Here is a 24,160-nt window from a genome sequence, read left to right on the forward strand (position 1 = left end):
CACCTTTCATTCAATTCCCTACGAAAACCCGATCAGGTTTCATTAACCCTGGCTTTGTTGGGTGGTGTCTATAAATTGCTAAAATTTTTCCATCTTCATATACAGCGATAGGACCCTTATATGCATTCAAGTACTCTGGTATTGATACGACAGCACCATTTTTAACTCTACTTGCTAATGTATCATGAATTTCATATTTCGGCAATTGTTTTAATACTTCCTCAATTGAGAGGAAAATTTTCTGTGTTGTGGAGTTTTTTACAGCATCTTCAATCACATCAAATGTAACACAATCTCTTTTTTGAATGCCACCTGAGGAGGTTCTTACTAGTCGTGACATATGGGCTGGATATCCAAGTAATTCTCCAATCATGACGGCAAGTGTCCGTATATATGTCCCTTTACTACAGTGCACTTCAATATTGAATTTAATGACATCGCCTTCATAACTTTCTTTCGTATCAAGTAATTTTATATCATAAATTGTCACTGTTCTGCTTGGTCTTTCTATTGTAATTCCTTCTCGAGCATATTCATACAATCGTTTCCCTTTTACTTTTACTGCAGAATACATTGGAGGCGTTTGAACAGTTTCTCCTTGCAATTGTTTTAAAGCAGACTGTATTTCTTGACGACTAATCGATTTATTTATAGACTTTTTTTCAACAATATCCCCATCGCTATCCTCTGTCGTTGTTGATATTCCAATTGTCACCTCTGCCTGATAGCTTTTACCAACATCTGTTATATATTGTACCACTTTAGTTGCCTCCCCTACACAAATAGGAAGGACTCCTGTTACATTAGGATCTAGCGTTCCAGTATGACCAACTTTTTTTGTTTTTAACAACTTTCTTACTTTCATTACACAATCGTGTGAAGTCATTCCTGCTGGTTTCCATAATGGAATAATGCCATTCATGTAATCACCCTTGCTTTCATTTTCGATATTTAAAAGGGGTCACCCTCGTTCTATCCAGCTTTATCTATAAAATAAGAGACGTTAACTTTATCTCTTATTATAGACAACCACTAGTAATAACGTTAAGGATGACCCCTTATTTGTTTAGGTTGAGTTTTGTTTATTCTCCTGGTAATTCGTCTTTATGGAGTTGATGGAGTAATGTTTCAATTCTATTTCCATAATCGATAGACTCATCAAATTCAAACAATATTTCAGGAGTCTTTCTTAATCGAATGCGACGCCCAATTTCTGAACGAATAAACCCTTTAGCCTTCGTTAAGCCAATAAGCGAATCCTCTTTCTGTTTTTCATCCCCTAATACAGAAATAAAAACTTTAGCCTGTTGTAAGTCACCCGTTACTTCTACGTCTGTAACTGTAACAAACCCAACCCGCGGATCTTTAATTTTACGACTAATAATGTCACTCAATTCTTTTTTCATTTGTTCCCCGACTTGTTTGGCACGTATACTCAAGTTCATCACCTCTAGATTAAAGCCATTCTGTAACTGTTTTTGTTCTTTCTATATCCGGAAATGAATCGATTAATGATAAAGCCTGCTGCACTACTTGTTCCGCGATAATTTTTGTTGAAGAAACAGTAACAATTGCAATTTTTGTGCGTTGCCACACATCTTGATAGTCCACTTCAGCAATTGCAACATTAAATCTGTTTTGTATCCTAGTAATGATTCGTTTTAAAACAGACCGTTTTTCTTTTAGCGACTGTACATCATAAATGATACATTCGACTTCAACAGATAGAATCATTTCGGTGCAATTTCCTCCATAATAAACGCCTCAATGATGTCGCCTTCTTTAATATCATTAAAGTTCTTGATCGTAATACCACACTCGTAACCTTGGTTGACTTCTTTAACATCATCTTTAAAACGTTTTAATGTATCAATTTCACCTTCGAAAATAACGATTCCGTTTCTAATTAAACGTATTTGACTGTCCCTCGTCACTTTTCCATCGGTTACATAAGAACCAGCAATCGTACCGATTCTGGATACTTTGAATGTCGTTCTAACTTCCGCTTGACCGATTACTTTTTCTTGAAACTCTGGATCCAATAAACCTTTCATCGCTTGTTCGATTTCTTCGATGACCTTATAAATAATTCGATGCAAGCGTAGGTCAACTTTTTCAGCATCAGCCATTCGTTTTGCATTTGGGTTAGGACGGACATTGAAACCAACAATAATCGCATTAGAAGCTGTTGCTAAAATAATATCAGATTCAGTTATAGCACCTACACCAGTATGGATAATGTTAATTTTAACACCTTCTACATCAATTTTTTGTAGAGAGGCAACCATCGCTTCAGCTGAACCTTGTACATCAGCTTTAACTATAATGTTAAGTTCTTTTAACTCGCCTTGTCTCATTTGTTCAAATAAACTGTCAAGACTAACTCTTGCTGTTTCATTTCGTGTTTCTTGTAATGCCTTTTGACTTCGAGCTTCACCTACTTGGCGGGCAGTTTTCTCATCATCAAATACAACAAATTGATCACCTGCTTGTGGCACCTCATTTAAGCCTGTAATTTCAACAGGTGTAGATGGTCCTGCCTCTTTAACACGCCGTCCACGATCATTAACCATAGCACGAACTCGACCATGTGTATTGCCAACAACAATCGGATCACCTATTTTTAATGTTCCATTTTGGACAAGTAGTGTCGCAACAGAGCCTCGACCTTTATCAAGTTTTGCTTCAATAACTGTTCCGTAAGCTTTCCGTTCTGGATTGGCCTTTAACTCTTCTACCTCACTAACGAGGAGAACCATTTCTAACAATTGATCAATTCCTTCGCCTGATAATGCAGAAATAGGAACAAAGATCGTATCTCCACCCCAATCTTCTGCAATTAAACCGTACTCAGTTAACTCCTGCATAACACGTTCTGGGTTGGCAGTTGGTTTATCAATTTTGTTGATTGCAACAATTATAGGGACTTCCGCAGCTTTTGCGTGATTTATGGCTTCAACAGTTTGAGGCATAACACCATCATCTGCTGCTACAACTAAAATGGTTATGTCTGTAATTTGTGCCCCACGAGCTCTCATCGTAGTAAATGCGGCGTGCCCTGGTGTATCTAAAAATGTAATTTTTTTATTATTCACTTCAACTTGATAAGCACCAATATGTTGAGTTATTCCCCCAGCTTCTCCTTGTGTAACTTTAGAATTCCGAATTGAATCAAGCAAAGTCGTTTTCCCATGGTCAACATGACCCATTATTGTTACAACAGGAGGTCTTTCAGATAGATTTTCTTGTTTATCTTCGGAAATAAAAGAATCTAAATCAGAAATATCAATACTTACTTTTTCCTCTACCTCGACTCCATATTCACCTGCAATTAGCTCAATTGCATCTTTATCTAGTTCTTGGTTAATTGTAGCAATCACACCGAGCATAAATAATTTTTTAATTATTTCCGATGGTTCACGATGCAGTTTTTTTGCAAGTTCACTTACAGTCAATGAATCAGTATAAGTAATCTTTTTAGGTAGTTCCTTTTCTTTCTTTACAGGTTGCGGTTGTGTAGGTTGTTGGAATTTTCTTTTTTGATTTGATCTTCCTTTGTTTTTGTTACGATTAAAAGCTTTATTTTCCTTAGATTTAAATTCTTGATCGTATTTCTTGCCTTCTTTTGCTTTTGGTGCGGTTTTTACTTTTACTTTATTCGGTACTACAACATCTTCAAGTTCTTCATCTACGACAGCTTTCGGATTGATTTTCTTTGTTGATGGAGTAACTTTCGACTCAATTGTTTTACCTTGATTGGAAGAACGACTTTTATTAGATAGATTGCTATTAGACGTTTTATTTTCCTTGCTTTCCCTTGTATGTTGTTTCGTTTTATTTGCTTGCTTTTTATTTGTATTATCAGTCATATTTTTCTCTTTCGCCTGTTGATTTCCTTTCCCAAATGTTTCATCTAATTTTTTTATGACGGACGGTTCAATTGTCGTCATATGATTTGATACATCAACATTCATTTCTTTTAGTTTCTCAATAACGACCTTACTTGTTACATTATTTTTCTTCGCATATTCATACACACGCATTCTCGTCATTGTTTCACCCCCATTAAAATTAATCGAGCTCACTTTGCAACTTATCGGAAAAACCTTTATCTGTTACAGCAATAACCACACGTGCCTCTTTTCCAATGGCATTTCCTAACGTAAAGCGGTCAGCTACTTCTTTTACAGGAACATGATAATAACTTGCCTTATCATTTATTTTTTTCTTTGTATTAAAAGAAGCATCATGTGACAAAAGAACAAGTTTTACTCGCTTTCGTTGTATTTCTCTAACAACTAGTTCTTCTCCAGTAACAATTTTTCCAGCTCGATTTGCTAAACCGAGTAGTGATAACCACTTTTCTTGTTTCATGAATTACTAGTGTTCTCCTTTTCAACAAATGCCAAAATTTCATCGTAAAATTCTTCATCTATATTTGCTTCCAGATGTTGTTTTAAACTATTTTTCTTTTTGGCTAGTAGGATTGCCTCTTTATTTTTCGAAAGATAGGCACCACGTCCATTTTTCTTACCAGTAGGATCGATAGAAACTTCTCCTTCTTTGGAGCGTACAATTCGAAGTAGCTCCTTTTTTGGAAACATTTCCCCAGTAGCTACACATTTACGCATTGGAATCTTTCTTGGTTTGTTCATGTTCCATCACCTCTTCATTCTCTATATGTTCGGCTAATGAGTCATGAACATCCCCAGTAGTTTCAATCGGATGTTCCTCCTCCACTGTTTGTTCAAATTCAAATTCTCTATTTTCTTCGAAATGAAAATCAGGTGAAAATAATGGTTCTTCTCTTGGATAGATGCCTAATTGTCTTGCATCCGTTTCACTTTTTATATCAATTTTCCAATTTGTTAATTTAGCGGCAAGACGAGCATTTTGTCCACGTTTGCCAATAGCTAATGATAACTGATAATCAGGAACAACGACAACAGTTGATTTTTCTTCTTCATTAACAATAACATCTAAAACTTTAGAAGGACTAAGTGCGTTTGCTACAAACTCAACTGGGTCTTTAGAGTATTTTACAATGTCAATTTTTTCCCCATTTAATTCATCTACAACCGCCTGCACTCTTGCACCTTTAGGACCAACACAGGAACCAACAGGATCAACATCCATGTTATCGGAGTATACCGATATTTTCGATCTGTCACCTGCTTCTCTAGCAACAGACTTAATTTCAACAATTCCTTCAAAAATTTCTGGTACTTCAAGTTCAAACAATCTTTTTAACAAGTTTGGATGTGAACGAGAAATAAAAATTTGCGGTCCTTTTGTCGTTTTTTCGACCTTTGTAATATAAACTTTAATTCTGTCATTATGATTATAACGATCGCTCGGCATCTGTTCATGAGTTGGAAGAAATGCTTCTGTTTTACCTAAACTAACATATACGAAACGATTATCTTTCCTTTGAACAATACCAGTCATAATGTCATTTTCGCGATCTACAAATTCCTCATAAATAATTCCACGCTCAGCTTCCCGAACGCGTTGAGTAACAACTTGTTTTGCAGTTTGAGCTGCAATCCGTCCGAAATCTTTAGGAGTAACCTCAATCTCAACAATATCCCCTATTTCATAATTCGGATTAATTTTTCTAGCTTCTTCGATTGAAATTTCTAAGCGTGAATCAAATACTTCATCAACAACTTCTTTCCTTGCAAAAACATGCATTGTTCCCGTTTGTAAATTAAAATCAGTACGTACATTTTGTGCTTGATTAAAATTTCTTTTATATGCTGAAACAAGTGCTGCTTCGATTGCTTCTACAATGACATTACGTGATATTCCTTTTTCTTTTTCTAGCCGATCCAAGGCATCTAAAAGTTCATTGCTCATCGTGGTATCCCCCTTTATATATCTAGTTTTGCATTCATCCCCATATAGAAGTAGAGATTTCTGCTGAGTAAAGTTACATTTACAACCGTTTTAAATAAGTTAATGAAGTATTTAAAAGACTACAGCAAGTCTTGCCTGTGCAATTTTTTTATAAGGAATTTCAATCGCTTTAAGTCTTGTTTTCACACGTACTTCAATGGTAGCAATTTCACCATCAAAGTTTTTTAAAGTCCCTTCAAACACTTTTTCCCCATCAATCGGTTCATATGTTTTTATATAAACATGTTTCCCAATCGCTTTTTCATAATCGACTTGTTTTTTTAATGGTCTTTCTGCTCCTGGAGAAGATACTTCTAAATAATAATTATGTGGAATTGGATCAATTTCATCGAGTTTTTCACTTAATCTCTCACTAACGATGCCACATTCCTCAATATCCACGCCAGAATCTTTATCAATAAATAATCTTAAAAACCAGTTTTTACCTTCTTTTACATACTCAATATCAACAATTTCTAAACCTAATTCAGTAACAATTGGTAGAGCAATTTGTTCAACCGTTTCAATTACTTTACTCATACTTTCCCTCCTTTGGAAGTTCGTATGTATTGATATTTTTGATTCTAAATTATGTAGTCTTACTATTCATTCATATTAGTAATCGTGGTTTTTTCAACTAGTCTTGAAGTACCAGTAAAAAAAGTTCTAATACAAATAGGAAAGAGTGAGGAACCCCCCACTCTTTTTATACAAGAGATTAAAGTTAGTATTACCAATAAAAATATAACATAATCGGAAATAATTTGCAATAATCCCCTCTTATCACTACTTAAAACAGTGATAACTGATTTTGGTCAGGGAGTGATTCGAGACATCCATGCATATCCAAAAACTCGATAACTGTTTTTGATACTTTTCCACGTTGTTGAAGATCTTCTTTCGATAGAAAATCAGCTTCTTCGCGCGCTCTAACTATATTCATTGCGGCATTTGTTCCGAGACCTGGAATTGAATTAAAAGGTGGAATTAGAGAATTACCATCAATTACAAATTCCGCAGCTTTTGATTTATACAAATCAATCTTTTTAAACAAAAATCCGCGTTCACACATTTCAAGAGCAAGTTCAAGCACAGTCAATAAACTTTTTTCCTTTGTTGAAGCGTCAAGCCCTTTTTCATTTATTTCATTAATTCTTTTCCTTATCGCATTCGAGCCACTTGTCATTGCATCTAAATCAAAATCTTCAGCACGAACTGTGAAGTAAGTTGCATAGTAAAGAATCGGGTGATGTACTTTAAAATAGGCTATCCTTACAGCCATTAATACGTAAGCTGCTGCATGGGCTTTTGGGAACATATATTTTATCTTTTTACAAGAATCAATATACCATTCAGGCACATCATGAGCCCGCATGTCCTCTTCCATCTCCTCAGTTAATCCTTTCCCTTTCCGAACAGATTCCATAATTTTGAATGCATGGGAAGGATCTAGTCCACGATAAATTAAATACACCATAATATCATCCCGACAACCAATACATTCACTTAAGGAGCATGTACCGTTATTTATTAACTCCTGTGCATTCCCTAACCAAACGTCCGTTCCGTGTGATAAACCAGATATTTGAAGTAACTCAGAAAAAGTTGTTGGCTTCGTTTCTTCTAACATTTGACGAACAAACCGAGTTCCAAACTCTGGAATCCCAAGTGTACCAGTTTTACACATTATTTGTTCTTCCGTTACACCTAATGGCTCTGGACTTTGGAAAATCTTCATCACTTCTGGATCATCAGTTGGGATTGTCTTTGGATCAATTCCACTTAAATCTTGTAGCATCCGTATGACAGTTGGATCATCGTGTCCTAGTATATCTAGTTTTAACACATTATCGTGAATGGAATGGAAATCAAAATGTGTTGTTTTCCATTCAGAATCTTGTGCGTCTGCAGGGAATTGAATTGGTGTAAAGTCAAATACATCCATATAGTCAGGAATAACAATAATCCCACCTGGATGTTGCCCAGTGGTCCGTTTAACACCTGTCATTCCCATCGCCAATCGTTCTCTTTCTGCCCCTCGCAATGTGACTTGATTATCTTCTTCATATCCTTTTACATAACCATAAGCAGTTTTTTCTGCTACGGTACCAATTGTTCCAGCTCGATAAACATAGTCCTCACCAAATAACACTTTTGTATAGTTATGAGCACGTGGTTGATAATCTCCAGAAAAGTTTAGATCAATATCTGGGACTTTATCTCCTTTAAAGCCAAGGAACGTTTCAAAAGGAATATCGTGCCCGTTTTTTGTGTAAGGAGTATGACAGCTTGGGCAATTTTTATCTGGTAAATCAAAACCGCTACCGACAGATCCATCTGCGATAAATTCAGAATGTTTACAGTTAGGGCAAACATAGTGTGGCGGCATTGGGTTAACTTCTGTAATTTCAAGCATTGTTGCGACAAAAGAAGAACCAACCGAACCACGTGATCCTACAAGATAACCGTCACTTAGTGATTTCTTTACTAACTTATGAGCAATCAAGTAGATAACAGCAAATCCATTACCAATAATACTTGTTAATTCCTTTTCCAACCGCTTTTCTATAATATCAGGTAATGGTTCACCATAAATTCTTTTAGCCATGGAATAGCTCATAGAACGTACTTCTTCTTCTGCACCCTCAATTTTCGGTGTATATAGTTTATCTTTAATAACTTGTATTTCATCAATCATATTTGCAATTTTGTTTGGATTTTCTACAACAATTTCTTTCGCTTTCTCTTTACCTAAAAACTGAAATTCTGCTAACATTTCATCTGTTGTGCGAAAATGCACATCAGGCAATTGATGACGATTTAACGGATTTGCTCCACCTTGTGAGTTAATTAATACCTTTCGATAAATTTTATCCCTTGGATGTAGGTAGTGCACATTACCTGTTGCTACAACTGGAATGTTTAGCTTTTCTCCAATACGAACAATTTTTAGTATCGTTTCTTCCAGCTGCTTTTCACTTTGAACATTATCCATTTCTAGCAATGGAGCGTAAATAGGTTTTGGATGAACTTCTAAATAATCATAGAACTTCGCAATTTCTTCTACTTCTTCCATAGATTTTTGTTGAGCTGCCTCAAATAATTCACCTTTATCACAACCAGATCCGACTAGTATTCCTTCCCGATATGTTTGTAAAATAGAGCGTGGAATTCGCGGAACTCGGTAAAAATATTTCACATGTGAAAGTGAAATTAACTTGAATAGATTTTTTAAACCTTCTTGATTTTGTGCAAGTAAAACACAATGAAAGGGACGACTCCGTTTATAACTTGTTTCATTTTTACCAGCTTCATTTAGTTCATCATGAAATTGGATTCCTTTTTCAAAAACCTCATTTAATAATTTAATTAATATATATCCGGTTGCTTCTGCATCATAAATAGCACGGTGATGTTGGGTTAATTCTACATTTAACTTTTTAGCCAGTGTATTTAGACGGTGATTTTTCATGTCTGGATACAAAAATCTTGCTAGTTCTAATGTATCGATTGTTGGATCGATAAATTTACCACGGTTAATTTTTTGGTAACCGACATTTAAAAAACCTGTATCAAATGATGCATTGTGAGCAACGATAATAGAATCTCTAGACCATTCATAAAACTTTTCTAATACTTCCTCTGGTTCTGGTGCATCCTTTACCATGTCGTCAGTAATTCCTGTTAGCTCAATCGTAAAAGCTGATAACGGGTGGTGGGGATTTGCAAATGATTCAAATTTATCGATAACTTCTCCATTTTTTATTTTGACAGCTGCAAGTTCAATAATTTTATTGTATACAGCTGAGAGACCGGTTGTTTCAATATCAAAAACAACATATGTTTCATCAGATAAATGAAGATGTGCTGGATTATAGGCAATCGGTACACCATCATCGACAACATTTGCTTCAACACCATAAATGACTTTTATTCCATTCTTTTTTGCCGAGTTAAAGGCTTCAGGAAAAGATTGTGCAACGGCATGGTCTGTAATAGCAATTGCTTTATGACCCCATTTTGCTGCTTGTTTAATTAAATCACTTGCCGAAGTAACAGCATCCATTTGACTCATTGGGGTGTGAGCATGTAATTCAACTCTTTTTTCATTTTCTGGGGCACTGTCATATCGCTCTTTACCATTAATTTCATTAATATCATTCGCCATCATAACTAAATCGCGGACAAACGTATCATTTTGAATATTACCACGAACACGAACCCACATACCTTTTTTTAATCGATTTAGTTTTGCTGCATCTTCCTTATTGTCTTTTGAAAACATTTTTACGAGAATTGAATTTGTATAGTCTGTGAGTTTAAATTCAAGTAACGTTCTTCCACTTCGTAGTTGTTTTGTTTCACATTGAAAGACATAACCTTCGACTACCACTCGACGTTCTTCATCGGTAATTTCATTCAATGTACGATAATCTTGTTCTCCTTGGATTGGATAACCAATGATAAGAGGGCCATTATCTTCATCACCATCTGAAGTTACGTCTTCATCCCGTTTTTGAATTTCAATAACAGCTTGTTTTGCTCGTTCCTCATCTTCTTTTTGTCTGTCAAGAAGGAATTGCTGATACGATTCTTCTAAATGCTCGGTATGTTCCTCGACATCAAATTGTAAAGTAGGAAAACCTAACTGATAATATATATTTAAAATAAGATTTCCATACTTTCTTTTCAGTGTAAGGCATTCGGTGTTATTCCTTGCAGAAATGACTATTTTGTTTCCATTTACTTTTGGAATTTGTTCATGGAGTAAAGTAAGTAGAGCCGGGGACATCCCTTGTAATTGACTAATGCTATATTTCCAATATTGCTTAATCATCTCATCAGTAAATTGTTTGTCTTTTGTTTTAATAACAAACGAAATCTCTGCAATATGATGAAATGTTGACTTAATTTTTGCATTAAATTGTTCAAATAGTTGATAGGGTAAAATCGATTCTAGTAAAAAATGAAACTCCCATCTTCGCGATTTTCGCTCGATGATTAATTTTTCAATTTCTCCATTTTTTAAATATGGATAGTACTGATTTTCTACCATATCCATTTGTTGTAGAAGAAGCTGAAATCGCTCCTTTTTTCCAAGCTTCATATCACTCATGTTATTCCCCCCGTAACCGTAATTGATACGAGTTATCTTTATTACTACTTTAAAATCTAGCAGTGACAATTATAACATAAAATTAGAATTATTGTTCGATAAGTAAAGAAAACTCAAGATGCTAAAGCCTCTAGGCATTCAAAGAGACTAGAGTTCGCCGAAAAAGCTTTTTTCGGTTGCGATGTCATGCTGCTGAAGCCTTTCCTATTAGCTAAAGAAAGGTCTGCTCATAAATGATAAATGGCAGACCTTTCTTATTACAATTTATTTATAGATGTTTTTCCAGTTCCTCCAAAATTTGGTCAAGAGGCACTTCTTTCGTTTCACCTGTTTTTCTAACTTTTATTTCTACAATTCCTTCATTTATTTTTTTACCGACTACAATTCGAACAGGAATTCCAATTAAATCACTATCGGTAAATTTAACACCAGCACGTTCATTCCTATCATCTAATAAAACTTCATAACGAGCGTTTTTTAAATTTGCATATAACTTGTGACCGTTTTTCCATTGTTCTTCATCTTTCGTATTTACAATAATAACATGAGCATGGTAAGGTGCGACAGTAGTTGGCCATACTAATCCTCGATCATCGGCCATTTGTTCCGCAACAGCTGTAATTAATCTAGAAATACCTATTCCATAGCAACCCATAATCATCGTTTGGGTACGTCCGTTTTCATCTAAAATAACAGCATTCATCGCTTCACTATATCGCGTACCTAATTTAAATACATGGCCAACTTCAATCCCTTTTGCAAAAACAATCATTCCTTTACCATCTGGTGAAGGATCTCCTTCTTGAATAAAGCGAATATCTGCGTATTCATTAACTGAAAAATCACGTTCAGGATTTACATTAATATAATGCATTTCTGCTTCATTTGCTCCACATACACCATTAACGATTGACTTAACTGCATAATCGGCAATGATTTTAACATGTTCAATTCCAATTGGACCAACATTCCCAACTGAACAACCAAGTACATTTTCCGTTTGTTCAGGACTTGCTAGTTCTACAATTGATGCATTAAGTAAGTTTTTCACCTTTATATCGTTAACATCATGATCCCCGCGAACAAGGACAAGAACATTTTCACCATCTACATCAAAAAGTAAAGATTTTATTGTATCCTCTTTAGAGATTTGCAAGTGGCTAACTAGATCTTCAATTGTTTTATGCTCACCTGTATTAATTTTTTCGAGAGGTTTTTCTTGTTCATTCTTTTTCTCATATTGTGTTACTACCGCTGCCATTTCAATATTAGCAGCATAATCAGATTGAGTCGAATAAGCTATCGTATCTTCACCAATTTCTGATAAGACCATAAATTCATGCGTGTCTTTTCCACCAATTGAACCCGAATCTGCAATAACTGCTCGGAAATTAAGTCCAAGTCTTGTAAAAATATTTGTATAAGCTTGCACCATTTTATCATACGTTTCATCTAAACTTTCTTTACTAGTATGAAAGGAATAGGCATCTTTCATTACAAATTCTCTTCCCCGCAATAGTCCAAATCGAGGCCGCTTTTCATCGCGAAACTTTGTTTGTATTTGGTACAAAGTTAATGGTAAACGTTTATATGATTTTATTTCATCACGTACTAGACTTGTAATAACTTCTTCATGAGTTGGGCCAAGTGCAAACGAGCGATCATGCCGATCTTTCATTCTCATTAGTTCAGGTCCATAAGAATACCATCTAGCCGACTCTTCCCACAATTCAGATGGTTGAAGGGCCGGCATTAAAAGTTCAACTGCCCCAATGGCATCCATCTCTTCCCTTACTATATTCTCAATCTTTTGAAGAACCTTTTTTCCAAGTGGCAGATAAGAATAAATTCCACTTGCTACTTGACGGATATACCCAGCTCGTAGTAGTAATTGATGACTTTTTATTTCAGCATCTGCTGGTACTTCTCTTAACGTTGGTATAAATGTGTTACTTTGCTTCATCTCTTGCACCTCAGTAAATTTAGATTATTATTTTAAAAAAATTATAAGAAAAATCTTTGAATATCATTCCAAGTTACGACTAACATTAAAATCATTAATAATGCAAAACCGATAAAGTGAACGAACCCCTCTTTATTCTTATCAATCGGTTTACCTCGTAATGCCTCAATACCAAAGAATAATAACCTTCCCCCATCTAGTGCAGGGATTGGTAATAAATTCATAATTCCAAGGTTTATACTTAATAAAGCACCCCACCGTAATAAGTTGAAAATTCCAGATTGGGCTACCGCTTCAGTAGATGCATAAATCCCAACAGGTCCGGAAAAGGCATCTATTGTAAATCCACCTGAAACTAAATCACCAAGAATAATAAATATTTGTTTTGTCCAAAACCATGTTTCTGTAAATCCATAAGCAAACGCACCACCAATTGATTGATCCATTGGTTGGTATACACCAATTTTTCCTTCTCCATCGATATTTTTCGGAGTTACATCAATATCTAATATTTTTTGATTTCTTTCGATATGGAAAGTTAATGTTTTATCCGGATTTTTTTGAATAATTTCAACAATATCAATCCATGTTGATACTTCTGCTCCATCAATGGAGTGAATATAATCTCCTTCTTTTAATCCCGCATTCATCGCGGACCCATCTTTTGTAATTTGACCTAGCATTGGTTCGTTTGTCGGTACACCTTGAACAACACCAATTAATATAAAAACAATAATTGCTAAAATAAAATTAAAAAGAGGACCAGCAAAAATGGTAAGCGTACGTGCTAATAAAGATTTTGAAGAAAATTGCCGTTCTATAGGTGCAATTTGTGACTCAATACCATTTTCAACTAAGACTGCCTTCTCATCAATCTTAAATATACGGGAAATTTCTTCATCGCCTTCTTCAAAGCCTCGAATAAATAAATCCTTTTCAATATCCGCTTGCTCGATTTCAATCATTCGTGCGTCTGGATATTTATCCTTACGATTGATAATGATTTTTTGAACAACTTCATTTTCGTCTAAAATTAGTCCAACTCGCAACCCAGGTTTTAAATCAATAAGCTCTGGGTCCTCTCCTGCCATTCTCACATATCCCCCTAAAGGCAGTAATCGAATTGTATAAACAGTTTCATTCTTTTTATAAGCAAAAATCTTTGGTCCAAATCCGATTGCAAATTCGCGACATAAGATACCCGAACGCTTTGCAAAAATAAAATGACCTAATTCGTGAAAAAATACAAGCGCACCAAATAACAAAATAAAAGCTAGTACTGTTGAAAGTGTACTCACTTATCATACCACCCTTTGTAATTAGATATATTATATTTGCGATTGATGAATGTATTGTTCTACTTTGCTTCTCGTTTCTTCATCAACAGCAAGAATTGTGTCCAAATCAGGATTTGTAATTACCTCATGGTTTTCTAATGCCCATAAAACATAATCCTCAATTTGTAAAAAATTAATTTTTCTGTTTAAGAATGCATGGACACAAACCTCATTCGCAGCATTTAATACAACAGGTAGTGTTCCCCCAATCCTACCAGCCTCGTAAGCAAACTGTAAGCATCGGAAACGTTCAAAATCCATCTTACTAAAATGTAGTGTTCCTATTTCTTCTAATCTTAATCGTGGTGCCTTTGTTTGAAAGCGATTCGGATACGTTAGAGCATATTGAATGGGGATGCGCATATCGGGTGTTCCTAAATGTGCAATTATACTACCATCATGAAACTCAACCATCGAATGAACCGTGCTTTCATAATGGAGAAGTACATCGATTTTATCATATGGCTGATTAAATAACCAATGTGCTTCAATTACCTCCAGTCCTTTATTCATCATCGTTGCAGAATCAATTGTAATTTTTGCTCCCATTGACCAATTCGGATGATTTAAGGCATCTTCAATCGTAACATGTTGTAATTCTTCTCTATTGAGATGGCGAAAACTTCCGCCTGAAGCTGTAATAATCAGTCTTTCGAGATCCTTTGCTTGCTCCCCATGTATACATTGAAAAATTGCGGAATGTTCACTATCGACAGGTATAATAGAGACGTTCTTCTTTTGTGCCTCTTCCATTACTAAATGCCCAGCAGTTACAAGTGTTTCTTTATTTGCGAGTGCGATTGTTTTTCCGGATTTAATTGCATTTAATGTAGGCACTAACCCAATACTGCCTAAAATGGCATTGACTAAAATGTGAGCATCTGGATATGTAGCAACTTCTATTAACCCTTCATCCCCATAAGTAGTATGTATATATGGAAATTCATTTTTTAAAGTAACTGCATCTTCTTTACTATGAACGGATACGAATTTAGGTTTAAATTCTTTTATAATATCTCTTGTTGAATCAATGTTTTTACCAACTGCTATTGCAACAAGTTGAAACTCATGTTTGTTTGAACGAATAACATCTAAAGTTTGTTTACCAATTGAACCTGTTGCACCTAATAAACTTATACATTTCAAGGAAAGTTCACCTCTATGTTTGTGTTAAATATACAATAACTTTTCGACTTACAATAATTGTAAAAAATTTAACAGTGGCATCACAAACAACCAACTATCTACTCGATCCAGCATACCACCGTGCCCCGGTAAGATTTTCCCTGAATCTTTAACATTATAAAAACGTTTCAAGCCAGATTCAACTAAATCACCGAATTGTCCAAAGATAGATAAAACAATCGAGGTAATTAAAATTTCAACAAACTCGAAACTTTCTTGAATATCACTTAGAAAATAAAATAATAAAGCAACGACAACTGCACTAACAATGCCTCCAATAGAGCCTTCAATCGTTTTATTCGGGCTAATATGAGGAGCGAGTTTTCTTTTACCAACAGCCCGTCCGACAAAATATGCTCCAGAGTCTGTCGCCCAAATTAAAAATAATGCAAAAAAGAATAATAATACTCCACCAATATTCCTTGTTTCAATTATATAGTAAAATCCAATTCCTATGTATAAAATTGCAAGAACACAAAATCCAATCGTGTCAAAGCTGAAACTATTTTTACTAACAAATGAATAACAAAGGAATAGTAACACACCGAAAAAGAATAGGGCTATTTTAGCATCTAGTTCAATTCCATTAAAAAAATAAACATCATTTGTAGGTAGTAAGAAAACCCATAATAAAATAGTTGAAATAATTCCGGCAAAAGAATTAAATTTAATTTTTTTCATACGGAAAATTTCAAATAAACATAATGTAGCCATCATATAGATTAAAATTATGAAAGGTATACCACCAATAAATACGATAGGTATAAAAATTAATGCAGCGATTATTGCTGTAATTATTCTTTGACTCATTTTTTACCTCACCTTATATTCCGCCAAATCGACGGGAACGTTTTTGATATTGCTCAATCGCATCTAAGAATTGATCTTCCTTAAAATCTGGCCATAAGCAATCAGTAAACCAAAGTTCCGTGTATGCTAATTGCCATAACATAAAATTACTGAGCCGAATTTCACCACTCGTACGTATTAACAAATCAGGGTCATTTATTCCCTTCGTCATTAAATAACTTGATAATAACTCCTCCGTAATATCGTTTACTTGAACTTTCCCTTCATCGTGATCTTGTACGATGTTTTTTATTGCTGTAATAATTTCAGTCCGACTTCCATAGTTTAACGCAAAATTTAATACCATCCCTGTATTATTTTTTGTATCTTCCACTGCTTGTTCAACAACACGTAAAGTATGGGTCGGTATTTTATTACGATCACCAATAATTTGAACACGTACATTATTTTCAATCAGTTCAGGTAAATATATATCCAAAAATTCTGCAGGGAGTTTCATTAAGTAATCAACTTCAGTTTTTGGACGCTTCCAATTTTCGGTTGAAAATGCAAACAAAGTTAAAACTTTTACACCTATATTGTTTGCTAATATCGCAACTTTACGTACTACTTTCATCCCTTCATGGTGGCCGGCAACACGTGGTAATGCACGACTTTTTGCCCATCGCCCATTCCCATCCATGATAATAGCAACATGACTAGGAATCTCATGACTTTGCACATCTTTAATTCGATCTGCTAAAGTTTCCGGTATAGGTGTTTGTTTATTAAAAAGTTTTTTATAAAACATGATACATCCTCCATTTTCCTCGATAGAGAATTGATTAGGTCAATCAAATCATCATTAATAAAATGAATTCTTGTTGTTATTAGTAACGGAACATTCCACGTTTAGGTCAGCTAATATTTTCCAAAATACCATATCTATCTTATTATATAAGAAAATGGATAAAGAAAAAACCCCAGATTCGGGGTTTCATGTGAAATCATAAAATTCGCGTCAATTTTCCGATTAGACTTCTAGAATTTCTTTTTCTTTTTCTTTTGTTAACTGGTCAATTTTAGCGATATACTCATCAGTTAGTTTTTGAACGTCGTCTGTATAACCTCTTAGTTCATCTTCAGTTATTTCCTTGTTTTTTTCTTGTTTCTTCAAGTCATCATTTACATCCCGACGGATATTTCTTATAGCGATTTTAGCTTCTTCTGACTCTTTTCTTACAACTTTAACCAATTCTTTACGTCTTTCTTCTGTCAAAGCAGGAATCATAATTCTAATTAAAGAGCCGTCACTAGTCGGATTTAGTCCTAAATCCGATTTCATTATTGCTCTTTCAATTTCACTAACAATTGACTTATCATACGGTTGAATCACTAACATCCGTGCTTCAGGAACTGAAATGGATGCTAATTGATTAATTGGAGTAGGTGCACCGTAATATTCAACAACAATTTTATCGAGTAAAGAAGCATTGGCACGTCCAGCTCGAATAGATGCAAGCTCTCTTGTATAGGCTCCTATAGCTTTAGTCATTCGATCTTTGGCATCATTGATTACTTGGTTAGCCATAAATTATTTCCCCCTCACAATGGTTCCAATATTTTCACCTAATATGACACGTTTAATATTTCCTTCTTCCATAATTGAGAATACTATAAGTGGAATATCATTGTCCATACATAACGATGAAGCTGTGGAATCCATTACTTGTAATCCATTTTTTATGACATCTAAATAAGAAAGTTCTGTATACTTCGTTGCATTCTCATCCTTTAACGGGTCAGCAGAGTATACTCCATCAACATTATTTTTGGCCATTAAAATTACTTCCGCTTCAATCTCTGCAGCTCTTAAAGCCGCTGTAGTATCGGTTGAAAAGTATGGGTTACCCGTACCTGCTGCAAAAATAACAACTCGTTTCTTCTCCAAGTGACGAATTGCACGTCTACGAATATATGGCTCCGCAACTTGACGCATGTCAATTGATGTTTGTACCCTAGTTTCAATTCCAAGTTGTTCCAAACTATCTTGTAGTGCTAAAGAATTCATCACTGTTGCAAGCATTCCCATATAGTCAGCAGTTGCACGATCCATTCCCATCTCACTACCTATTTTTCCACGCCAAATATTGCCGCCCCCAACAACTACAGCCACTTCTACTCCTAATTCAGCAACTTCTTTCACTTGATTAGCTACAGATTTAATAATCGTAGGATTAATTCCAAATCCTACCTCACCAGCTAACGCTTCACCACTCAATTTAAGAACTACACGTTTATACTTTGGATTTGTCATATAGACCCCCGCTATGTAGATTTTATTTAGCCACGGCTAACTATTACGAATATATAAAATATAATAATTTTAAAGTTATGAACATTATTCTTTTCGTACTTATTTTAAATAAATGTGACTATATATTAGCTCTTCTTTAAAAAGGTTGACATGCAGCAGGATAGAAAAAATCCTTTACAAAGTCAACCTTTCCATAATTACTTATTTCTTCATTTGATTCATTACTTCTTCAGCAAAGTTTTCTTGACGTTTTTCTAGTCCTTCGCCAACTTCGTAACGAACTAATTCTTTTACAGTTGCGTTATTAGATTTTACAAACTGACCAACTTTAACATCAGGATTCTTAACAAAATCTTGTTCTAAAAGACAAATATCTCCATAAAATTTATTTAAACGGCCAATAACCATTTTTTCTACGATATTTTCTGGTTTACCTTCATTTAATGCTTGTTGTTTTAAGACTTCTTTTTCATGTTCAACTTCTTCAGCTGGAACTTGTTCACGACTTACATATTTAGGATTTAATGCAGCTGCATGCATGGCAACATCTTTTGCAATAGACTCATCTGTTGTTCCTTCAAGTACAGTTAGAACCGAAATACGTCCACCTAAATGTTGGTAGGCACCAAAAACATCTTGGTCACCTTTTGAAAGGATAGAAAAACGCCGTAAATTGATTTTTTCACCGATTTTTGCAACTGCGGAATTAATAAATTCACTTAAAGATTCACCGTTTGGCATTTTTTGTTCTAATGCTTCCTCAACAGTTTCTGGCTTGCTGTTTAATAATTGTTTCGCAATATCTTGTACTAAGTTTAAAAATTGTTCGTTTTTTGCAACGAAGTCTGTTTCAGCATTCACTTCTAAGATTACTGCTTGATTTCCTTCAGTTAATATAGATGTAATCCCTTCAGCTGCAATACGGTCAGCTTTTTTTGCTGCTTTTGCAATACCCTTTTCACGAAGAAGGTCGATTGCTTTTTCCATATCACCATCTGTTTCAGTTAATGCCTTTTTGCAGTCCATCATTCCTGCACCAGTTTTTTCACGTAATTCTTTTACCATTTGAGCAGTTATTGCCATTGGATTTTCCTCCTTAGAAAAAAATTATTATGTATTCCTATTTTTTCTGAAAAAAAGGTGATAAGGGCTTTCCCTCTTATCACCTTAATCGTTCATCCCTTACTCAGCAGGTGCTACTTCAACAACTGCTTCTTCTTCACCTTGTTTAGCTTCCATGATAGCATCTGCCATTTTACCAGTTAATAGTTTAACAGCACGGATTGCATCATCATTTGCTGGAATCACGTAATCAATTTCATCAGGATCGCAGTTTGTATCAACAATACCAACGATTGGAATGTTTAATTTACGTGCTTCTTGAACAGCAATACGTTCTTTGCGTGGGTCAATGACGAACAATGCATCAGGTAATACTTTCATATCTTTAATTCCACCAAGGAATTTTTCTAATTTTTCTTGTTCTTTCTTTAATTGACCTACTTCTTTTTTAGGAAGTACATCGAATGTACCGTCTTCAGCCATTTTTTCAAGGTTTTTCAAACGTTGAATCCGTTTTTGGATTGTTTCAAAGTTTGTTAATGTTCCACCTAACCAACGGTGATTAACATAGTACATACCTACACGTTCTGCTTCTTCTTTTACAGATTCTTGTGCTTGTTTTTTTGTACCAACAAATAGAATTTTACCGCCGTCACCAGCAACTTCTTTAATGAAGTTATAGGCTTCTTCTACTTTTTTTACAGTTTTTTGAAGATCAATAATATAAATTCCGTTTCTTTCTTGGAAAATATATTTCTTCATTTTAGGGTTCCAACGACGAGTTTGGTGTCCAAAGTGTACACCAGCTTCAAGCAATTGCTTCATTGATAATACTGACATTATAATTTCCTCCTAAGTGGTTTTGTATTCTCCTCCGTTCACTTCTTCTTTAAACAGGACTGGTTTATCAGCACCACTGTTTAAATCCATGAACGTGTGTATTCACACCAGTAAATAATATATCATAACAATTTTAATCAAGCAAGCTAATGAATAAAAGAAATTTTGTCATTTATACTTTTACATATCATTATTTGTTCATATGAATTTTATTATTCCTTTTGAAGACTAGGAGAGAACTTTATTATTAGCTCTACTTCCGTTTTTCCTTTATTTAAGGACTTTGCGATTTCCTCAATCGAATAACCATCATCTAGTAATCGTTTAATTTCATTTATTTCCTCATCATACTCATTTTTCACGTCTTTTATAGGTACGTTGGTTTCGTTATGAACTTGGTTAGTAATCGTTTTATATTCTTTCAAACCGTCATAGTTTGGCAAATTTTCAATTTCTAAATGTATATCCTGTATGGATTGATCCCGATTATCGTTATTTATTTGTTCATTAACATCGAGTTTAGCTTCATTTAATTTATTTAGTTGCATTAGTTCTAAGTTTTTTAGAAACGTATCGTTCTCTTCCCTTATTTCAATTAAAAATGAAGTTATACTTTCTTCTAAATCATTTTGTAATTGATTATACTTTTGTTCTAAACTAAAAAGTCGATTTTGACGAATAAATAAAATGATAACAGTAAATAAGGAAAGTAAAGATATGATTAAAGTAAAAACTAATAAAATACCCAATTTTATACTCCTTATCCTTGATAGTCTATAAAGTGACCTTTAAAAGGATGGTAACTATTTTCATCACATTTATTTTCAATTTCTTCATTTTTAGCTAACTCCTGTGATTGTGGGTTGGAGCTGTCCATTTTCCATTCAGTATGGTATAGTCCATCATTTTCTGTTACAGTTTTTCTATTTTTCTCTATTTCTTTCTGAACTGTGAGACTTGCCTGTGCATTCATTACTTGCGGACGGTCATGAAATTCACTTTGCAATTTTCCGGCATCGATTGTTCGTGGAATGGCAATTTGCATTTCAACAGCTTTTAAACTCATTTGGACTCCCGCCTTTTTTACTGATTATTCATTTGTCAAATAATCTTTTAGCTTTTGAATTGCTTTTGAATGAATTTGTGAGATTCTTGATGTAGATCGTTCTAATATATGCCCGATTTCAGTGAAAGTTAAATCTTCCTTATAAAATAAGTTTAGCACAAGTTGCTCATTACGAGACAACTTTGCAATTGCCTCCTGAAGTTCTTTTATCTTTTCTGAATATAATAAACTTTCCTCTGGTGTTTTTACTTTTTCATCTCGTAATACAAAGGATTGTGGTTCTTGCGCTTCTGCTTTTTGATTCGTATGATCATCAATTGATAGTATGTTAGCAAGATAACTCTCACCTAGTAGGGAATTAACTTCATCTAGTGGTAGATTTGTTTCTTCTGCAATTTCCTCTGGTGTGACATTACGCAAATATTTTTGTTCTAGAGTCAATATGATTTGATCAAGTTTCTTCATTTTTTCTCTAGTTTTTCGCGGTAACCAATCTTCTTTCCTTAGTCCATCTAAAATTGCACCCCGAATTCGAAACGATGCATAAGTTTCAAATTTCAATTCCCTTGATGGATCATATTTTTCTAACGCCTCGTATAAACCCGAAAAGCCTAAACTAATCAAATCATCTTTCAACACAGACTTTGGAACATTTTTATATATTTTCTCTACAATAATGTGTACAAGTGGGGTATATCTTTCTACTAGTTGGTTTCCTACTATATCCTCACGAAACTGCCACCATTGATAAAATAGTGAATCTTTAGATTCAATTTCATTCGACCGTTCTTTTTTATTAGGGTTGACTGTTAAAGACAATATTAACCCTCCTATCAAATAATCGTCATACATACAATCAAACTCTAATCGATGTGAACATATGTATGATGTAATCAGATTCCCGCTGAATTGTTTAGTTTAATTACTATGCATTCATCCTCCGCTTACCTGAAGGAAGGCTTCTGCTAATAAAGTTAAATTTCTTTAACAGATTGATTAACCGTACGTATCATTAATTTCCCAGTTTCTGGTATAAATTCTATCGTTCTTCCACTTGAACCACCTACATCTTCTGCAATAAGGGGAATAGAAAATCGCTGAAGTTCTTTCTTTACTGCTTCCACATTCCTTGGACCAATTCGCATCATGTCGCTTTTTGTAGTAAACTTAAACATTTCTGCGCCTCCAGCAATTTTTGCTTTTAATAGGTTCTTTTCCACGCCTGCTGTATTTAACATTTGAATTAATGATTCAATAGCTGTATCTGCGTACTTTGCCTTATGAATCGTTTCACTTCTTGCTAAGGCGGAATCAGGTAGCATAATATGTGCTAATCCCGCGATTTTTTTTAAAGGTTGATACAGTATGACGCCGACACAGGAGCCCAGTCCAGAGGTACGAATGGTGTTTGGCGATTTTACGATATTCATATCTGCAATCCCGACTTTTACTACGACCGACTCTTGAATCATTCCACTTCAACCCCAAGCTTTTTAAATAATTTAGCAAACGAGTCAGGGTCAGGTAGGAGGAAGAAATGCCCCTTAAACGTCTCGGTATCATTTTTCGTGTAGGGGTCTTTTACTTCCGTATCAATAACAATTGCATAATCACTAACTTGGGAAATTTCAATTAATCCGAAACTAATGATTGCACCAAACATATCGATACCAACAGCTGGAACAGACGGTAGGAGTTTCATCTGCAAAAAATCTGACAGGGCAGATAAATATGACCCTGCTAAAATATTCCCCATCTCTTGAAAAGCAGATAATGCTATTTCAGGAATAGATGGATTATCAAAAGAAAAATCCATCATTCCCGTTAATTGTTGAATAAATATTGTCGCTTTTTTTACTGGTAGGAGAAAGAACATATTCCCAGTTAAATCTCCATCAATCTGCAAAAATACAGCTGCAACAACTTCATCGGGTCCACCGACTAATTCCATCATTTCATCAAATGAAACAACTTGGACTCTAGGCACGTTCATCTCTATCTTTTTATTTAATAATTCAGATAAAGCTGTAGCAGCATTTCCTGCACCAATATTCCCTATTTCTCTTAAAATATCTAATTGAATTGTATTTAAGAAGTTTATTTTATCCATTTTTACGATCAAACCTCTTGAAGATTTAATATTTTATCAAGCTTCAATAAAATTAGTAATCGATTATTTTGTTTAACAACACCAGTAATATAATTTTGCTTTTCTGTACCAATCACATCAGGTTGCGATTCTATTTCATCAATTTGAATATTCATTACATCATTTGCTTCATCAACAATTAAACCTACTTCTTTATCTGCTAAAGAAACAATAATAATTCGGGTGTTTTGATTATAATTCGCTTCTTCTACTCCAAAGCGAATTCGTAAATCGATAATGGGGATAATAACCCCACGTAAATTAATAACACCTTTAATGAATTTGGGGACATGCGGTACTCTCGTAATATGGAGCATCTTTTCAATTGCAACAATATGTTGTACATCAATCGCATATTCTTTTTCATTTAACGAAAAGACAACGACTTTTTGTTCTTGAAGAACTTTATCCTCGACTGTCATGATAACCTTCCTTTCA

The 24,160-nt window shown here is 34.5% G+C and carries 24 protein-coding genes; all 24 read right to left on the bottom strand.

The window, feature by feature from the left end; translation table 11 throughout:
* Positions 1 to 10: 10 nt before the first annotated feature.
* The 24 genes from truB to BN2144_RS15835 all read right to left on the bottom strand — a co-directional run bounded on the left by truB (position 11) and on the right by BN2144_RS15835 (position 24,144).
* Positions 11 to 922, bottom strand: a complete 912-nt coding sequence (gene truB / locus BN2144_RS15720; protein ID WP_033829184.1) for a tRNA pseudouridine(55) synthase TruB — start codon at positions 920 to 922, stop codon at positions 11 to 13.
* 160 nt (positions 923 to 1,082) lie between these two features.
* Positions 1,083 to 1,439: a 30S ribosome-binding factor RbfA gene (rbfA, locus tag BN2144_RS15725; protein WP_033829185.1), complete on the bottom strand. Its 357-nt coding sequence runs from the start codon at positions 1,437 to 1,439 to the stop codon at positions 1,083 to 1,085.
* Between the two features lie 16 nt (positions 1,440 to 1,455).
* Complete coding sequence (locus tag BN2144_RS15730) at positions 1,456 to 1,734, bottom strand: DUF503 domain-containing protein (protein ID WP_033829186.1); 279 nt, start codon at positions 1,732 to 1,734, stop codon at positions 1,456 to 1,458.
* Positions 1,731 to 4,052 carry a translation initiation factor IF-2 gene (gene infB, locus BN2144_RS15735; RefSeq protein ID WP_033829187.1) on the bottom strand — a complete coding sequence of 774 codons (2,322 nt, stop codon included), beginning with the start codon at positions 4,050 to 4,052 and terminating at the stop codon, positions 1,731 to 1,733. Before infB ends, BN2144_RS15730 begins: the two co-directional genes overlap by 4 nt.
* A gap of 19 nt (positions 4,053 to 4,071) precedes the next feature.
* Entirely contained in the window at positions 4,072 to 4,374 is a 303-nt protein-coding gene (locus BN2144_RS15740; RefSeq protein ID WP_033829188.1) for a YlxQ family RNA-binding protein, read from the bottom strand.
* Positions 4,371 to 4,655: an RNase P modulator RnpM gene (gene rnpM / locus BN2144_RS15745; RefSeq protein ID WP_033829189.1), complete on the bottom strand. Its 285-nt coding sequence runs from the start codon at positions 4,653 to 4,655 to the stop codon at positions 4,371 to 4,373. The genes BN2144_RS15740 and rnpM overlap by 4 nt, the downstream gene beginning before the upstream one ends.
* On the bottom strand, positions 4,624 to 5,859 hold the full coding sequence (nusA, locus tag BN2144_RS15750; protein WP_082195256.1) for a transcription termination factor NusA: 1,236 nt from the start codon (positions 5,857 to 5,859) through the stop codon (positions 4,624 to 4,626). Before nusA ends, rnpM begins: the two co-directional genes overlap by 32 nt.
* 111 nt (positions 5,860 to 5,970) lie before the next feature.
* Positions 5,971 to 6,438: a ribosome maturation factor RimP gene (gene rimP / locus BN2144_RS15755; protein ID WP_033829190.1), complete on the bottom strand. Its 468-nt coding sequence runs from the start codon at positions 6,436 to 6,438 to the stop codon at positions 5,971 to 5,973.
* A gap of 250 nt (positions 6,439 to 6,688) precedes the next feature.
* Positions 6,689 to 11,014 (bottom strand): PolC-type DNA polymerase III, encoded by a 4,326-nt coding sequence (locus BN2144_RS15760; RefSeq protein ID WP_033829191.1) that lies wholly within the window; start codon positions 11,012 to 11,014, stop codon positions 6,689 to 6,691.
* Positions 11,015 to 11,282: 268 nt separating this feature from the next.
* The gene (locus BN2144_RS15765) at positions 11,283 to 12,977 is read right to left on the bottom strand and encodes a proline--tRNA ligase (protein WP_033829192.1); all 1,695 of its coding nucleotides are present in this window, start codon (positions 12,975 to 12,977) and stop codon (positions 11,283 to 11,285) included.
* A 41-nt stretch (positions 12,978 to 13,018) separates the two neighbouring features.
* Positions 13,019 to 14,275: an RIP metalloprotease RseP gene (rseP, locus tag BN2144_RS15770; RefSeq protein ID WP_033829193.1), complete on the bottom strand. Its 1,257-nt coding sequence runs from the start codon at positions 14,273 to 14,275 to the stop codon at positions 13,019 to 13,021.
* A gap of 30 nt (positions 14,276 to 14,305) precedes the next feature.
* The gene (gene dxr, locus BN2144_RS15775) at positions 14,306 to 15,460 is read right to left on the bottom strand and encodes a 1-deoxy-D-xylulose-5-phosphate reductoisomerase (protein WP_033829194.1); all 1,155 of its coding nucleotides are present in this window, start codon (positions 15,458 to 15,460) and stop codon (positions 14,306 to 14,308) included.
* Positions 15,461 to 15,508: 48 nt separating this feature from the next.
* Positions 15,509 to 16,309, bottom strand: a complete 801-nt coding sequence (locus BN2144_RS15780; RefSeq protein ID WP_033829195.1) for a phosphatidate cytidylyltransferase — start codon at positions 16,307 to 16,309, stop codon at positions 15,509 to 15,511.
* 13 nt (positions 16,310 to 16,322) lie between these two features.
* Complete coding sequence (locus tag BN2144_RS15785) at positions 16,323 to 17,099, bottom strand: isoprenyl transferase (protein ID WP_033829196.1); 777 nt, start codon at positions 17,097 to 17,099, stop codon at positions 16,323 to 16,325.
* Positions 17,100 to 17,321: 222 nt separating this feature from the next.
* A complete protein-coding gene (gene frr / locus BN2144_RS15790; protein WP_033829197.1) occupies positions 17,322 to 17,879 on the bottom strand; it encodes a ribosome recycling factor in 558 nt (185 codons plus the stop codon).
* 3 nt (positions 17,880 to 17,882) lie between these two features.
* On the bottom strand, positions 17,883 to 18,605 hold the full coding sequence (gene pyrH, locus BN2144_RS15795) for a UMP kinase (protein ID WP_033829198.1): 723 nt from the start codon (positions 18,603 to 18,605) through the stop codon (positions 17,883 to 17,885).
* Between the two features lie 201 nt (positions 18,606 to 18,806).
* A complete protein-coding gene (gene tsf / locus BN2144_RS15800) occupies positions 18,807 to 19,688 on the bottom strand; it encodes a translation elongation factor Ts (RefSeq protein WP_033829199.1) in 882 nt (293 codons plus the stop codon).
* A gap of 99 nt (positions 19,689 to 19,787) precedes the next feature.
* Positions 19,788 to 20,507: a 30S ribosomal protein S2 gene (rpsB, locus tag BN2144_RS15805; protein WP_033829200.1), complete on the bottom strand. Its 720-nt coding sequence runs from the start codon at positions 20,505 to 20,507 to the stop codon at positions 19,788 to 19,790.
* Between the two features lie 212 nt (positions 20,508 to 20,719).
* Positions 20,720 to 21,256 (bottom strand): helix-turn-helix domain-containing protein, encoded by a 537-nt coding sequence (locus tag BN2144_RS15810; RefSeq protein ID WP_033829201.1) that lies wholly within the window; start codon positions 21,254 to 21,256, stop codon positions 20,720 to 20,722.
* A gap of 11 nt (positions 21,257 to 21,267) precedes the next feature.
* Positions 21,268 to 21,573, bottom strand: coding sequence for a hypothetical protein (locus BN2144_RS15815; RefSeq protein ID WP_033829202.1), 306 nt, complete (start codon positions 21,571 to 21,573; stop codon positions 21,268 to 21,270).
* A gap of 24 nt (positions 21,574 to 21,597) precedes the next feature.
* A complete protein-coding gene (locus tag BN2144_RS15820) occupies positions 21,598 to 22,347 on the bottom strand; it encodes a FliA/WhiG family RNA polymerase sigma factor (RefSeq protein WP_033829414.1) in 750 nt (249 codons plus the stop codon).
* A 200-nt stretch (positions 22,348 to 22,547) separates the two neighbouring features.
* Positions 22,548 to 23,045: a chemotaxis protein CheD gene (locus BN2144_RS15825; protein WP_187367024.1), complete on the bottom strand. Its 498-nt coding sequence runs from the start codon at positions 23,043 to 23,045 to the stop codon at positions 22,548 to 22,550.
* Positions 23,042 to 23,683, bottom strand: coding sequence for a chemotaxis protein CheC (locus BN2144_RS15830; protein ID WP_033829416.1), 642 nt, complete (start codon positions 23,681 to 23,683; stop codon positions 23,042 to 23,044). Before BN2144_RS15830 ends, BN2144_RS15825 begins: the two co-directional genes overlap by 4 nt.
* An 8-nt stretch (positions 23,684 to 23,691) precedes the next feature.
* On the bottom strand, positions 23,692 to 24,144 hold the full coding sequence (locus BN2144_RS15835) for a chemotaxis protein CheW (RefSeq protein WP_033829203.1): 453 nt from the start codon (positions 24,142 to 24,144) through the stop codon (positions 23,692 to 23,694).
* Positions 24,145 to 24,160: the final 16 nt, after the last annotated feature.

Source organism: Bacillus andreraoultii (genome assembly GCF_001244735.1).
Lineage (GTDB): Bacteria > Bacillota > Bacilli > Bacillales > Caldibacillaceae > Caldifermentibacillus > Caldifermentibacillus andreraoultii.

What these genes read in the sequence shown, in the direction of transcription:
- rimP (WP_033829190.1), bottom strand. Translation starts at nt 6,438, where the DNA reads ATGAGTAAAGTAATTGAAACGGTTGAACAAATTGCTCTACCAATTGTT.
- BN2144_RS15830 (WP_033829416.1), bottom strand. Translation starts at nt 23,683, where the DNA reads ATGGATAAAATAAACTTCTTAAATACAATTCAATTAGATATTTTAAGA.
- tsf (WP_033829199.1), bottom strand. Translation starts at nt 19,688, where the DNA reads ATGGCAATAACTGCTCAAATGGTAAAAGAATTACGTGAAAAAACTGGT.
- nusA (WP_082195256.1), bottom strand. Translation starts at nt 5,859, where the DNA reads ATGAGCAATGAACTTTTAGATGCCTTGGATCGGCTAGAAAAAGAAAAA.
- frr (WP_033829197.1), bottom strand. Translation starts at nt 17,879, where the DNA reads ATGGCTAACCAAGTAATCAATGATGCCAAAGATCGAATGACTAAAGCT.
- BN2144_RS15740 (WP_033829188.1), bottom strand. Translation starts at nt 4,374, where the DNA reads ATGAAACAAGAAAAGTGGTTATCACTACTCGGTTTAGCAAATCGAGCT.
- BN2144_RS15730 (WP_033829186.1), bottom strand. Translation starts at nt 1,734, where the DNA reads ATGATTCTATCTGTTGAAGTCGAATGTATCATTTATGATGTACAGTCG.
- rpsB (WP_033829200.1), bottom strand. Translation starts at nt 20,507, where the DNA reads ATGTCAGTATTATCAATGAAGCAATTGCTTGAAGCTGGTGTACACTTT.
- BN2144_RS15765 (WP_033829192.1), bottom strand. Translation starts at nt 12,977, where the DNA reads ATGAAGCAAAGTAACACATTTATACCAACGTTAAGAGAAGTACCAGCA.
- BN2144_RS15780 (WP_033829195.1), bottom strand. Translation starts at nt 16,309, where the DNA reads ATGAGTCAAAGAATAATTACAGCAATAATCGCTGCATTAATTTTTATA.
- BN2144_RS15825 (WP_187367024.1), bottom strand. Translation starts at nt 23,045, where the DNA reads ATGATTCAAGAGTCGGTCGTAGTAAAAGTCGGGATTGCAGATATGAAT.
- BN2144_RS15835 (WP_033829203.1), bottom strand. Translation starts at nt 24,144, where the DNA reads ATGACAGTCGAGGATAAAGTTCTTCAAGAACAAAAAGTCGTTGTCTTT.
- BN2144_RS15760 (WP_033829191.1), bottom strand. Translation starts at nt 11,014, where the DNA reads ATGAGTGATATGAAGCTTGGAAAAAAGGAGCGATTTCAGCTTCTTCTA.
- truB (WP_033829184.1), bottom strand. Translation starts at nt 922, where the DNA reads ATGAATGGCATTATTCCATTATGGAAACCAGCAGGAATGACTTCACAC.
- BN2144_RS15815 (WP_033829202.1), bottom strand. Translation starts at nt 21,573, where the DNA reads ATGAGTTTAAAAGCTGTTGAAATGCAAATTGCCATTCCACGAACAATC.
- pyrH (WP_033829198.1), bottom strand. Translation starts at nt 18,605, where the DNA reads ATGACAAATCCAAAGTATAAACGTGTAGTTCTTAAATTGAGTGGTGAA.
- rnpM (WP_033829189.1), bottom strand. Translation starts at nt 4,655, where the DNA reads ATGAACAAACCAAGAAAGATTCCAATGCGTAAATGTGTAGCTACTGGG.
- infB (WP_033829187.1), bottom strand. Translation starts at nt 4,052, where the DNA reads ATGACGAGAATGCGTGTGTATGAATATGCGAAGAAAAATAATGTAACA.
- BN2144_RS15785 (WP_033829196.1), bottom strand. Translation starts at nt 17,099, where the DNA reads ATGTTTTATAAAAAACTTTTTAATAAACAAACACCTATACCGGAAACT.